The organism is Cedecea davisae DSM 4568, from assembly GCF_000412335.2.
Classification (GTDB): Bacteria; Pseudomonadota; Gammaproteobacteria; order Enterobacterales; family Enterobacteriaceae; genus Cedecea; species Cedecea davisae.
Window position 1 is genome coordinate 1,118,826 of sequence record NZ_KE161030.1, and the last position, 12,497, is coordinate 1,131,322.

The following is a 12,497-nucleotide window of genomic DNA, read 5'->3' on the forward strand; positions in this document are numbered from 1 at the left end:
TTTTTTTACCTTACTCAGCACATTTCGCCCTCGGGGCGTGACGCAAAAGGAAAGCGGTTATGGGCCATCAAGAGCTGACCAACGAAATTCTTAAACATGTGGGCGGACGGGAAAATATTGTAAGCCTGGTGCATTGCGCCACCCGGCTGCGTTTCAAACTCAAAGATAATAAACGGGCAGATCCTGAGGGACTAAAGCGTAACCCCGGCGTCATTATGGTGGTGGAAAGCGGCGGGCAGTTTCAGGTTGTTATCGGCAACCACGTTCACGATGTTTATGTTTCGGTGTGCGCTGCGGCGGGAATTAACGACGAGGCGGGACCACCCGAAAGCAGCGGTAAGAAAGAGAATCTGCTTAATCGGTTAATAGATATTGTTTCTGCAATATTCACCCCTTTCCTTGGCGTGATGGCGGCCTCGGGCATCATGAAGGGATTACTGGCTTTGAGCGTGGTCTGCGGGTGGCTAAGTACAGCATCAGGTACCTATAAAATTTGGTTTGCTGCCAGTGATTCACTGTTCTATTTCTTCCCGCTGGTGCTGGGCTATACGGCGGGTAAAAAATTCGGCGGCAGCCCGTTTATTACCATGGCGATAGGTGGAGCACTGACTCATCCTATGATCATGCAGGCCTTCGAAGCGACGTCCGTTCCGGGAACGGCGAGCGAGCATTTCCTCGGAGTTCCCATCTCGTTTATCAATTACAGCTCGTCGGTCATCCCGATAATTCTGGCTTCCTGGGTGAGCTGCTGGCTTGAGAAACAGAGTAATCGGCTGCTGCCTTCCGCAATACGCAATTTATTCACGCCGCTCATTTGCCTGACCATTGTTGTGCCAATGACATTTTTGATTATTGGCCCGGCCGCGACATGGCTTAGTCAGGTGCTTGCCGCAGGCTACCAAATAATTTATGCCTTTGCTCCGTGGCTGGCCGGTGCGGTATTAGGCGCAATCTGGCAAGTCTGCGTTATCTTTGGGCTTCACTGGGGCCTGATACCCATCGCGATTAATAATCTGACGGTATTCGGGCAGGACACGCTGTCTGCTTTATTACTTCCGGCGGTTATGGGCCAGGTAGGCGCAACCCTTGGCGTTCTGTTTGCTACTCGCGATCCGCGAATGAAAATGCTGGCTGGCTCTGCGGCAACAGCGGGCATTTTCGGCATTACCGAGCCGGCTGTATATGGTGTCACATTGCCCGGCCGCCGCCCGTTCATCTTTGGCTGCATATCCGGTGCGATTGGCGCCGCGATTGCGGGTTACTTCCAGAGCCATGTCTATTCTTTTGGCCTCGCCAATATTTTCACTCTCGCACAAATGATCCCGCCGGGCGGCGTTGATGCCAGCGTTTGGGGTGCGATTAGCGGCACAGTGCTGGCGCTGGTTTTAGCATGCGTGCTTACCTGGGCGTTTGGCGTGCCGCGCACCCCGCAGCCTGACGAGCCAGCCGTTGAGCCGGGTGAAACCGGGGAGAATGACATTTTTGCCCCGATGAGCGGCACCGTGCTGGCGATGGAGCAGGTGCCGGATGCCACTTTTGCCGGCGGTTTACTTGGCCAGGGCGCGGCCATCATTCCTGTGACCAACCAGCTTCGTGCGCCATTCAGCGGTGAAGTTGTGTCGCTGTTTAAGACCCACCACGCGATAGGCCTGCAAAGCGAGAGCGGTATTGAAGTGTTAATTCATATCGGGATCGACACCGTCAAGCTCGACGGCCGGCACTTCACGGCTCACGTTCGGGTGGGCGAAAAAATAAAACCTGGCGATCTGCTGATCGAGTTCGATCGCCTGGCAATTATTGCCGCCGGGTTCGATCTCGCAACCCCGATAATCGTCAGCAATAGTGATAAGTACAGCGAAGTTAAGCGCGTAACGCAGCATTCAACCCTCGATTCAGGCATGCCGTTTTTGGCGGTACGTCGTTAAGCAAAGGAGAGTGATATGACAGCATTTCCAAAATCATTTCTATGGGGCGGCGCTATTGCCGCCAATCAGGTCGAAGGCGCATGGCTTGAAGAAGGAAAAGGCGTTTCCACTTCAGACATACAGCCCCACGGCGTACTTGGGGCCGCGAAAGAGCGAGCGGAGGGCGAGAGCTGTATTAAAGACGTTGCCATCGATTTTTATCACCGCTACCCGCAGGATATTGAGCTATTTGCCGAGATGGGGTTCCGCTGCCTGCGGGTTTCCATTGCCTGGACGCGTATTTTCCCCCAGGGCGACGAGCAGGCGCCAAATGAGGCGGGTCTGGCGTATTACGACCGGTTGTTCGACGAGCTGGCAAAACACAATATCCGCCCCATGGTGACGCTCTCGCACTTCGAAATGCCGCTGGGGCTGGTGAAGAACTACGGTGGCTGGAGTGACCGCAGGGTTATTGGCTATTTCGAGCGTTACGCCCGCTGCGTTTTTGAGCGCTATCAGCACAAGGTCAAACTGTGGCTGACGTTTAATGAAATCAATATGGCGCTGCATTCGCCGCTAACGGGCATCGGGCTGGAAGGCTCGCCGGATGAAGGTGAGATTTATCAGGCCGTCCATCATCAGCTGGTTGCCAGCAGCCTGGCGGTGAAAGCCTGTCACGAAATTGTGCCCGATGCGCGTATTGGCAATATGCTGCTAGGCGGACTGATGTATCCGCTGACCTGCAAGCCGGAAGATATGCTGAAAACCTGGGAGAAAAACAACGGCTGGCTGTTCTTCGGAGACGTGCAGTGCCGCGGCAGCTATCCGGGCTATATGCTGCGCTACTTCCGGGAAAATGACATCCAGCTCAACATAACTGAGTCCGATGCTGAGATTCTGAAAAATACCGTCGATTTTATCTCCTTCAGCTACTACACCACCGGCTGCGCGACCACGGATGAAGAGTTAAACGAAAAAATCCGCGGTAACGTTCTCAGCATGGTGTCGAACCCTTATCTGCCGAGTTCCGAATGGGGCTGGCAAATCGACCCAACCGGGCTGCGTATTATCCTCAATATGCTTTGGGATCGTTATCAGAAGCCGTTATTTATCGTTGAGAACGGACTGGGCGCGAAGGACTGCCCGGAGGCGGACGGCACGGTAAATGACGATTATCGTATTCGCTACCTGAACGATCATCTGGTACAGGTGGGCGAGGCGCTGAAAGACGGGGTTGATGTCATGGGCTATACCAGCTGGGGGCCGATAGATCTGGTGAGTGCGTCAAAAGCCGAGATGTCTAAACGCTACGGCTTTATCTATGTCGATCTTGATGACCAGGGCAACGGCACGCTGGCTCGCTCACGTAAAAACAGCTTCTACTGGTACAGGGAAGTGATTGCCACCGACGGCGCAAGCCTGAAGCCTTAAGCACGAATTAGCGGGAGCTTCTCCCGCTAATCTTTAGTTGACCAGCCTGTGAATAAATCCTCGTAGCCACATTAGCGCCGCGTCGCTGTTATGGCGCTGGTGCCACAGCAGCGCCACCTCAAACGGGGGAACATCCAGCGGCACCGGGCTGGCGGCCAGACCCCAGTTTTTTTGCCAGCTTTCCGATAGCCCCGACGGCACGGTTGCCAGGGCGGGCATTTGCTGTAACAGGCCGGGCAGGGCGGCAAAATGCGGCGTGGTATAACTTACGCTTCTTGTTTGCCCAATCTTTGCCAGCAGGGTGTCTATCTGGCTGCTGGTCGCTTCGCGGTAGCTGACCAGCACATGCTGGTGGGCAACGTAATCTTCTATTTTCAGCGCGGGGCTGGCGGCAACCTGCTGCGGATGCCAGAGCGTAACAAAATCCATTTCCTTCAGCACTTCCCGCTCCAGCCAGCGTGCGCTGTGGTTTGCCACGCTGATTGCCATATCCAGCTCGCCGCCTTCCAGCCGCTGTGCGTCGGTGAATGGATCGCTTGCCACCACGTTGATATGCATACCCGGTGCTTCCTGCTTCAGGGCAGGGATCAGCTTCGGCATCAGCCACATTTCTACCCAGTCGGTCATGCCGATGGTCACCGTGGCTCTGGCGCTTGCAGGCGAAAATTCGGCCTGCTGGAATAAGGCACTCTGTAGCTGTTCCAGCAGCGGCATCAGTTCCGTGTGCAATTCACTGGCGCGAGCGGTGGGCTGCATGCGGTGGCCGCTGCGAATAAACAGCGGATCGTCGAACATATCGCGCAGGCGAGCCAGCGCGCCGCTAACCGCAGGCTGCCCCAGGTGTAGTTTATCCGCGGCCAGCGAGACGCTCTGCTCCCGGAACAGCACCGCAAAAGCGATCAATAAGTTGAGATCGATTTTGCGGAAATCATTTTCTTTGATAGTCATTATTTCTCCAATCAATTGGAGTGATGATACGCCGGGGCGGATACTGACGGCAAGTTGAACACCTGCCCGAGGATAAAAAATGAAAACGGCATTAACTCTGTTAGCCCTGCTTTGCGGTGGCGCTCTGGCGGCTCACGGCGCGGCCGCACCGCAGCCAATCTCTCAGCAGCAGGCTCCCGGCTACTACCGCATGATGCTTGGAGACTGGCAAATTACCGCCGTATCTGACGGAACGGTGGTCGTGCCCCTGGATAAGCTGCTCACCCACATTACGCCGCAGAAGCTGAGTGAGCGCATGGCGGCGGAGGCCATGACGCCTGCGGCAGAAACTTCAATCAACGCTTTTGTGATTAACACCGGTAAACGGCTGATTCTGGTTGATACCGGTGCCGGCCCGCTGTTTGGTCGCGCGGGTGGGCACTTGCTGGAAAATTTACGCTCAGCCGGAATAAGGCCGCAAGATATTAGCCTGGTGCTGCTGACCCACATCCATGCCGACCACTCCGGCGGCGTGGAATATCGGGGCAAACCGGCTTTCCCTGATGCGACAGTGCGCGTCGAACAGAAAGACGTCGATTTCTGGCTTAACCCGGCGAATATCGGTGAGGTAGAAAAAAGCCAGCAGCATACTTTTGCCGAGTCAGAACGCTCGCTGCGCCCGGTGATTGACGCAGGCAGGCTGAAACCTTTTACGGCACCGGCAGAAATTATTCCCGGTATCGAGGCCATACCGGCTGCGGGCCATACGCCCGGCAGCGTGGTTTATCGCATCAGCCGGGGCGGGCAAACGATGATGATGTGGGGCGATATTATTCATGCCAAAGCCGTACAAATGCCGGACCCGGACGTTGCCATCCATTTTGATGTCAACCAGCAGCAGGCTATTGCCACGCGTGAACGGGTATTAAGCCTTGTATCGCAGGAAGGGGATTGGGTGGCTGCGGCGCATATTGCTTTCCCGGGATTTGGCCATGTGAAAGCGGAAGGTAACGGTTATCGCTGGGTGCCGGTTAACTACAGTAGCCAGGCCGGTAAATAACAGGGTAAAGGTGCCACGCAGGGGTGGCACCCGCCGTCGTCAGAAGATCATTTTGAATACGCCGGTGACTACCAGCAAACCAATGAGAAAAATTATCAGAATCGCCCATAAAATAATTTTCATTAGCACTCCTTACCTTTTGGTTTGGTCTTTTGAGTATAGGCAAGGATGAGCAGACGGGGGGAGTTGCCTCCCCGTAAACGGAATAATGGATAAAAAAGATTTCTAACAGACGGGATTAAGGCCGAGGTTTACTGGCCGACAGCAGGAAAATCATCGGGCGTTCGGCCTCTTCGGCAAGGCCTGGGTTATGGGCAATTTGTGCTTCATCTGGCCCCCATTCATCCAGTTTCTCAATGATAAAGCCGCTTTCAATCAGAGCATTAATCCAGGTGGCCAGTTTGCGATGCTGCTTTTTCACGCCCTCGGCAAACCAGTTGCTGATGCGCTCGCCTTCCTGCTGATAATGGTTCACCGGCCAGCTGCGCTGCCCCGCCTGATCTTTAAGCCAGCCCTGCTGCAACGGCGCGGTGTAGACCGGGTGTTCGGCGGTAAATACCAGCTTGCCTCCGGGCACGAGCGCCTGGTTCAGAGTGGCGAATAGCGGCTGAATATCTTCCAGATAATGCAGTGCCAGCGAGCTATAGGCCAGGTCTATACTCTCTGCCGGTAAACTTAGCGTGGAAAGATCTTCCCGCCGATATTCAATGCCTGTCCCGTCGGTCATTTCACGCGCTTTGGCGAGCATCAGGCTTGAAACGTCCAGCCCTACAACCTTTTCTGCCCCGGCGTCACGCGCATAGCGACAGAACCAGCCGTAACCGCAGCCAAGATCAAGCACCTGCTTGCCAGCCAGCGGCGACAGCATACTTTTAACTTTTGCCCATTCAGGCGCGCCATCCAGACCTTTTATCGAGCGAGCGAGGGTGGCATATCCGGCAAAAAATGCCGGATCGTCGTAGATATTTTGCGTCATAAATCCTCCGCAGATGTAAGGCCATTATTGGCCAGCAGGAATTTTAGACGCTTTGCCACCGGAAAGAAAAGTGCGCCAGATAGTTAAAAGCCGTAGTGGCTGAGCTCTGGGTGCTCGTCCGGGCGGCGGCCCAGCGGCCAGAAGAAGGCTCGCTCGCTCTCTTTAATCGGGCTGTCGTTAATGCAGGCGTGACGGTTGATCATCAGGCCCTGCTCATTAAACTCCCAGTTTTCGTTGCCGTAGCTGCGGAACCAGTTGCCTGAATCGTCGTGCCACTCGTAGGCAAAGCGGACCGCGATGCGGTTTCCGTCGTGCGCCCAAATCTCCTTGATCAGGCGGTAGTCCAGCTCGCGTTGCCACTTACGTTGCAGAAAACCAACCACCGCTTCGCGGCCATCAACAAACTCTGCCCGATTTCGCCAGTGGGTATTCAGGGCATAGACCTTTGATACAAGCTCGGGGTCACGGCTGTTCCACGCATCTTCCGCCATGCGGACTTTCTGCTTTGCCGTTTCAAGTGTAAACGGCGGTAACGGGGGTTTTACGGTCATATTCGAAACTCCTGTGAGTGTGTAGACAGATTTGTCTACCTGGTTAACGCTACCCTGAGTAGACAGATTTGTCTACATACGGCATGATAGATTTTTCAAAGGAGCCAGCATGAGCACAGTGACCCTAAGCGCGCGCGACCGAATCCTGCATACTGCGCACAACCTGTTCTATCGGGACGGCATTCGCGCCACCGGCATCGACCGGATAATCAAAGAAGCTGGCGTGACCAAGGTGACCTTTTATCGGCATTTTCCGGCTAAGAATGACCTGATTGGGGCTTTTCTGGATTACCGGCACCGGCGCTGGATGGCGTGGTTTAGCGAAACGCTTAAGCAGGAAATGGCCCGCACGGGAAGTCTGGTGCAGTCTCTGGCGGCAGCGTTAGAAAACTGGTTTGACGACGAGGCATTTCGCGGATGTGCGTTTATTAACTCGGCGGTTGAAATGGCGGAGGCCCTGCCTGAAACATTACCCATCGCCCGGGCGCATAAACAGGCGATGGTCGAGTGTCTTGCGGGCTATCTGCCGCACAATGAAGCCGGAAAGCAGCAGGCCGAAATGCTGGCGCTGGTTATAGACGGGGCGATAGTCAAAGCCCAGCGTGACGGCGGCGGGGAAGAGGCGCTGATACAACTGCGGGCCTGGCTGGCGCTGTTGCCCGCAGCGGAGAATTAATCTTCTTTCTGGCGGTGTTTAAACCATAACCGCACGCCTATCACCAGCGCGACGGCGGCTATCAGCCATATCCAGTGTCGGAGATGTTGGTCGAGGTTATGCAGCCATGGGCCGACCACTTCGCCGCCCAGATAGCCGAGAGTGGTAAACAGCGTTGCCCAGAGGATCGCACCACAGATATTCAGCGGAATAAACAGCTTAGGCGGCAGCTTGCTGGCACCGATAATAATCGGCCCGACGATACGAAATCCGTACATAAAGCGGCTGCCAATCACAAACAGATAAGGATGGCGGTTAATCAGCGCCTGAGCCTTAGCAATTTTCTTGTGGTGTTTTTTGAACCGTGCCAGCAGCGAGCCGCCAAAATGCCTGCCCACCAGAAACAGAACCTGGTCGCCAATCATGCCGCCAAGCGCGACGGCGGCAACCACCAGAGGAAATTTGAGTAATCCCTGATGCGCGGCCACCCCGCCCAGCAGAGTAATCGTTTCGCCTTCCGCCATGCTGCCGACAATCAGCGCCGCATAGCCGTACTGCTCTATTAAACCGTTGATATCCATCAGCCCGGACTCATCTCCATGTTCATTGTTTCCCTAAAGCATACAACCCATAGCCGCCCGGTTTGCAAATAAACGCAGATATTTTTCACTTGGCTAAATATTAACCGCACGGTGAATTATACTTAGGCTATTGCAAGCATTTGCGCTGCAGGTCAGGAGGTTGTATGAGCCACGTCTGGGGATTGTTTTCCCATCCTAATCGCGAAATGCAGGAAATTAAGCGCGAGAACGAATCCGTCTCGCACCACTACACTCACCATGTGCTGTTGATGGCGGCGATACCCGTCATCTGCGCGTTTATCGGCACCACGCAAATTGGCTGGAATTTTGGCGACGGTAGCTACGTGCAGCTTTCGATGTTCACCGGCCTTTATCTCGGCATACTTTTCTACGCCTTGATGCTGGCGGGCGTTGCGGTGATGGGGCGAGTCATCTGGTGGATGGCGCGTAACTACCCGCAGCGGCCATCGCTCGCCAGCTGTATGGTATTTGCTGGCTATGTCGCCACGCCGCTGTTCCTGAGCGGGATTGTGGCGCTTTATCCGCTGGTCTGGCTGTGCGTAGCGGTAGGCGCTCTGGCGCTGGTTTACACCGGCTACCTGCTCTATGTCGGCGTGCCTGATTTCCTCGGGATCGACAGGGAAGAGGGCATGAGCTTCGCCAGCTCAACTCTGGCAATCGGCGTACTGGTGCTGGAGGTGCTGCTGGCGGCGGCGGTAGTGCTGTGGGGGTACGGCTATCGCCTGTTCTGACGGTGCGGAATTTTTAGAAACTTTTGATATAACGTTACCATTCTTAACTGGTAGTTTAACGGGGCGCCGGAGTATGATTCTGGCGCCCCGCGTCTTTGTTTATTCAGATAAATGTCTGCGGTGAGCCTATACTTTTCCGGAATCATTACAGAAGTGTCACCATGCCGACAAAAATCCGTTTATCGTTGTTCAGCCTTGCGCTGATGATGACTGTGCCTTTTGCCCCGCAGGCAGAAGCCAGTAAGGCCGTCACTCAGGCGGCCAGCGCCGGTCAGGAGATTGCCTCCGGCAGCGCCATGATTGTCGATTTGCAAAGCAACAAAATTCTCTATTCCAGCCATCCGGATCTGGTTCGTCCTATCGCCTCGATTACCAAGCTGATGACGGCGATGGTGGTGCTGGACGCGCATCTGCCGATGGATGAAATGCTAAAAGTGGACATCAGCCATACGCCGGAGATGAAGGGGATTTACTCTCGCGTGCGTCTGAACAGCGAGATCAGCCGTAAAAATATGATGCTGCTGGCGCTGATGTCTTCTGAAAACCGCGCGGCAGCGAGCCTGGCGCACCACTACCCTGGCGGCTACGACGCGTTTATTCGTGCGATGAACGCCAAGGCTAAGTCATTGGGCATGACCCACACGCGTTACGTGGAGCCAACCGGCCTGTCGATTGAAAACGTCTCGACCGCCAACGATTTGACCAAACTGCTGATTGCCACCCAGAAATATCCCCTGCTCGGGCAGCTCAGCACCACTCATGAAGATATGGCGACCTTCCGCAACCCTTCTTACACGCTGCCGTTCCGCAACACTAACCATCTGGTGTACCGCGAAAACTGGAATATTCAGCTGACGAAAACCGGCTTTACTAATAATGCCGGCCACTGTCTGGTGATGCGCACCGTGATTAAAGGGCGCCCGGTGGCGCTGGTCGTGCTGGATGCCTTCGGGAAATATACCCATTTTGCCGACGCTAACCGCCTGCGCAACTGGATGGAAACCGGGAAGATAACGCCAGTTCCCGCTGCGGCATTAAGCTACAAGCGTTCAAAAGCGGCGCAAATGGCAAACAACACCGTTTCCGCCGGGGAAGAAGAGTAATTATTGAGGCAGCGTCTGGTCTCCGCCGTTGAGCGGGCGCTGCATCATTACCGTATCGCGCCAGTCTCCAAGCTTGAACCCGACGCTGCGCAGCCGTCCTACCGTTTCAAACCCGTGCTGGCTGTGTAATCGGCACGATCCCTCGTTATTTTCGCCGTCACCAATCACGGCAATCATCTGCCGCCACGGCCCTTGCTCACAGCGCGCTATTAACTCGCCGAGCAAAGCTTTGCCGATGCCACGCCCCGTCATGCCGGTGTCGATATAAACGGAGTCTTCGATGGTGTAGCGGTAGCCGGGGCGAGGGCGATAAACAGTGGCGTAGCAGTAGCCAACAATCCTGCCATCTATAACCGCAACCAGCCACGGCAGGCCATAGCCACGAACTGCCGCTAGGCGCTCGGCCATTTGCTGCTCGCCAGGCGGCGTCTCTTCGAAAGAGCCTTTGCCGTTTAGCACATGCCATTGATAAATGCTTTTTATTGCCGGGATATCGTCTGGAGTGGCCTCCCTTATCCCCGGCAGTGTGGAAGGTAATACTGCTATTGCCGACATGTCTGTTTCGCCCCCTGGCAGGAAAAAAGGGTGAAGAAACATCTTCACCCTGTCTTTTTAATCTATGCCGAAAAAAGAGCGAAACATAGGCTGGTGGTCATAGGAGAAACTTATCTCCTGCCCGGTCAGCCATGTTCCTTGCCGCAGCCGCAATTATCCTCAGCCCAGCCTTTACGCTTCGTCGTTTTGCCGATACCGGGGTTCATGCTGTTGGTCGGATCGTTGGCTTTATAGAACTGCTTCAGCGTTTCCGGCGCTTTATAGAGATGGCCCACGTTGTGCTCCGCCGGGTATTGCGCCCCGCGCTCTTGCAGCAGGGCCAGCATCTGCTCTTTCAGCTCATGAACATCAACGCCTTTCTTAACAATGTAATCCTGGTGGAAAACATGGCACATAAAATGGCCGTAGTAGAGGCGGTGAATCAGCTTATCGCCAATTTCCGGCGGCAGCTCTTCGAACCAGTCGCTGTCGTTGCGGCGCAGCGCAATATCCAGCGCCAGAATGTCTTCCACCTCATCGGCATGAACCGCATGGTAGCGAATGGCCGCGCCTGCGGCGGCAAAACGATGAAGGAAAGCTTTGCTGCCTTCTTCCGGCGTGCAGACGAAGAAATCGCCCTCGGCGGTTTTGAAATACTCGCTTAGCCAGGCTTTGGCCTCATCGATTCCGTCGCCCGCCATTTTTAGCAGCAGATGGTGAGGATATTTATCGCGCCAGGTTTTCATGCGCTCCGGCAGGTGCGCCGGGAACGCGCCGCCAAGCTTTTGCATAAAGCGGTCGGTGAAATGCGGTTTAAACAGCGGAACCTTGTCCAGCATGGCATCTGCGCGGCCCTTCATGGTGAAGAAGAACGGCATTTTGTCGGTGCCGAGCTTATCGATCATCAGGAAGGTATCCTTGCCGTACTTTTCCGCAATATCGTAAATATCGCGGTGCATATACTCTCCGGCAACCGGCAGGTTTTCGAAGTTAGCCAGAATATGGCGGCGAATTTCGCTCAACACGGCGGGCTGACTGGTGCCGATGTAGAACACCTGCTGGCGTTTTTCCGCCGGGAAGGTGTCGAGGCGTACCGCAAAAACGGCCAGCTTTCCGGCGCAGCCGGAAGACTCAAACAGGCGGTCAGGGTCGGCGTTATAGCGGGCCGGAGTATCGGCTTCAACGTCGCGCACGCGGGTAACATAATCATGGTCATGAGCGTGGCGGCCGTCGTGCTGTACGTCGCTATCCTTCACGCGCTCGTCGTCCAGCGTGCTGAGGATCTGCTCCGGCGTGGCGCCAAGATTAATGCCCAGATGGTTCACCAGCTGAAGCTTGCCGTTTTCGTCGATGCGGGCAAACAGCGACATCTCGGTATAGGCCGGACCGCGCTGCACCAGCGAGCCGCCCGAGTTATTACAAATCCCGCCAATCACCGACGCGCCAATGCAGGAAGAGCCAATCACCGAATGCGGCTCACGCCCCAGCGGCTTAAGCGCTTTTTCCAGCGAATAGAGAGTGGTGCCGGGGAAAGCCAGCACCTGCTCACCTTTGTCCAGTAGATGTAATTTATCAAGGCGCAGGGTGCTGATAATGACGATATCGCGGTCGTAGTCGTTACCGCTCGGCGTGGAGCCTTCGGTCAGGCCGGTATTGGCGGCCTGCATCAAGATTATTTTGTCGGCCGCCACGCAGGCGCTGAGTACGCGCCACAGTTCCAGCAGCGAGCCGGGGAAGACCACCGCCAGCGCCTCGCCCTGCCCGGAGCGGAAGCCCTTGCGGTAGCGTGCGGTTTTAGCGGGGTCGGTCAAGACGTGGTGAGAGCCAACGTGGCGAGCGAGTTCGTTTATTAACGTTTTATTATCGGAAGTCATCAGAACAGACATGTATCCACTCCTTTGGTGGCAGCAAAAAGCCTGCCGTTAAGCATAGCGCCGAAAAACGTGAGCGTAACGAGGAAATATCTACGAAATCAGAACATAGCCTCTGCTACGCTCTTCTTACCCTTCGGGTGATGTGGCAA

At 55.3% G+C, this 12,497-nt stretch carries 13 protein-coding genes; 6 read left to right on the plus strand and 7 right to left on the minus strand.

Going from position 1 to position 12,497, the window contains the following annotated elements; translation table 11 throughout:
- Positions 1-59: 59 nt before the first annotated feature.
- Both bglF and HMPREF0201_RS05330 read left to right on the plus strand, forming a co-directional pair.
- On the plus strand, positions 60-1,925 hold the full coding sequence (gene bglF, locus HMPREF0201_RS05325; protein WP_016535471.1) for a PTS beta-glucoside transporter subunit IIABC: 1,866 nt from the start codon (positions 60-62) through the stop codon (positions 1,923-1,925).
- 15 nt (positions 1,926-1,940) lie between these two features.
- Complete coding sequence (locus tag HMPREF0201_RS05330; protein WP_016535472.1) at positions 1,941-3,335, plus strand: glycoside hydrolase family 1 protein; 1,395 nt, start codon at positions 1,941-1,943, stop codon at positions 3,333-3,335.
- Positions 3,336-3,368: 33 nt separating this feature from the next.
- Here HMPREF0201_RS05330 and HMPREF0201_RS05335 read toward each other — a convergent pair whose 3' ends face one another.
- Positions 3,369-4,283, minus strand: a complete 915-nt coding sequence (locus tag HMPREF0201_RS05335) for a LysR family transcriptional regulator (protein WP_016535473.1) — start codon at positions 4,281-4,283, stop codon at positions 3,369-3,371.
- 79 nt (positions 4,284-4,362) lie between these two features.
- Between HMPREF0201_RS05335 and HMPREF0201_RS05340 the strand changes: the two genes are divergently transcribed.
- The gene (locus HMPREF0201_RS05340) at positions 4,363-5,322 is read left to right on the plus strand and encodes an MBL fold metallo-hydrolase (protein ID WP_016535474.1); all 960 of its coding nucleotides are present in this window, start codon (positions 4,363-4,365) and stop codon (positions 5,320-5,322) included.
- Between the two features lie 39 nt (positions 5,323-5,361).
- Here the strand turns inward: HMPREF0201_RS05340 and yohP are convergent, their stop codons facing one another.
- The 3 genes from yohP to HMPREF0201_RS05350 all read right to left on the minus strand — a co-directional run bounded on the left by yohP (position 5,362) and on the right by HMPREF0201_RS05350 (position 6,849).
- Entirely contained in the window at positions 5,362-5,445 is an 84-nt protein-coding gene (yohP, locus tag HMPREF0201_RS23505; RefSeq protein ID WP_008456306.1) for a small membrane protein YohP, read from the minus strand.
- Between the two features lie 115 nt (positions 5,446-5,560).
- Positions 5,561-6,298 carry a class I SAM-dependent methyltransferase gene (locus HMPREF0201_RS05345; RefSeq protein WP_016535475.1) on the minus strand — a complete coding sequence of 246 codons (738 nt, stop codon included), beginning with the start codon at positions 6,296-6,298 and terminating at the stop codon, positions 5,561-5,563.
- 83 nt (positions 6,299-6,381) lie between these two features.
- Positions 6,382-6,849: a nuclear transport factor 2 family protein gene (locus tag HMPREF0201_RS05350; protein ID WP_016535476.1), complete on the minus strand. Its 468-nt coding sequence runs from the start codon at positions 6,847-6,849 to the stop codon at positions 6,382-6,384.
- Between the two features lie 109 nt (positions 6,850-6,958).
- On the opposite strand from HMPREF0201_RS05350, the gene HMPREF0201_RS05355 reads away from it, so the two are divergent.
- On the plus strand, positions 6,959-7,525 hold the full coding sequence (locus HMPREF0201_RS05355; RefSeq protein ID WP_016535477.1) for a TetR/AcrR family transcriptional regulator: 567 nt from the start codon (positions 6,959-6,961) through the stop codon (positions 7,523-7,525).
- Here HMPREF0201_RS05355 and HMPREF0201_RS05360 read toward each other — a convergent pair.
- Positions 7,522-8,085, minus strand: a complete 564-nt coding sequence (locus HMPREF0201_RS05360) for a DedA family protein (RefSeq protein ID WP_016535478.1) — start codon at positions 8,083-8,085, stop codon at positions 7,522-7,524. The genes HMPREF0201_RS05355 and HMPREF0201_RS05360 overlap by 4 nt on opposite strands.
- 164 nt (positions 8,086-8,249) lie before the next feature.
- On the opposite strand from HMPREF0201_RS05360, the gene HMPREF0201_RS05365 reads away from it, so the two are divergent.
- Both HMPREF0201_RS05365 and pbpG read left to right on the plus strand, forming a co-directional pair.
- Positions 8,250-8,837 (plus strand): Yip1 family protein, encoded by a 588-nt coding sequence (locus HMPREF0201_RS05365; protein ID WP_039898013.1) that lies wholly within the window; start codon positions 8,250-8,252, stop codon positions 8,835-8,837.
- A 161-nt stretch (positions 8,838-8,998) separates the two neighbouring features.
- Positions 8,999-9,940, plus strand: coding sequence for a D-alanyl-D-alanine endopeptidase (gene pbpG, locus HMPREF0201_RS05370; RefSeq protein ID WP_016535480.1), 942 nt, complete (start codon positions 8,999-9,001; stop codon positions 9,938-9,940).
- Here pbpG and HMPREF0201_RS05375 read toward each other — a convergent pair whose 3' ends face one another.
- Positions 9,941-10,495: a GNAT family N-acetyltransferase gene (locus tag HMPREF0201_RS05375; RefSeq protein WP_039898015.1), complete on the minus strand. Its 555-nt coding sequence runs from the start codon at positions 10,493-10,495 to the stop codon at positions 9,941-9,943.
- 125 nt (positions 10,496-10,620) lie between these two features.
- Positions 10,621-12,360 carry a D-lactate dehydrogenase gene (gene dld, locus HMPREF0201_RS05380; RefSeq protein WP_016535482.1) on the minus strand — a complete coding sequence of 580 codons (1,740 nt, stop codon included), beginning with the start codon at positions 12,358-12,360 and terminating at the stop codon, positions 10,621-10,623.
- Positions 12,361-12,497 lie beyond the last annotated feature (137 nt).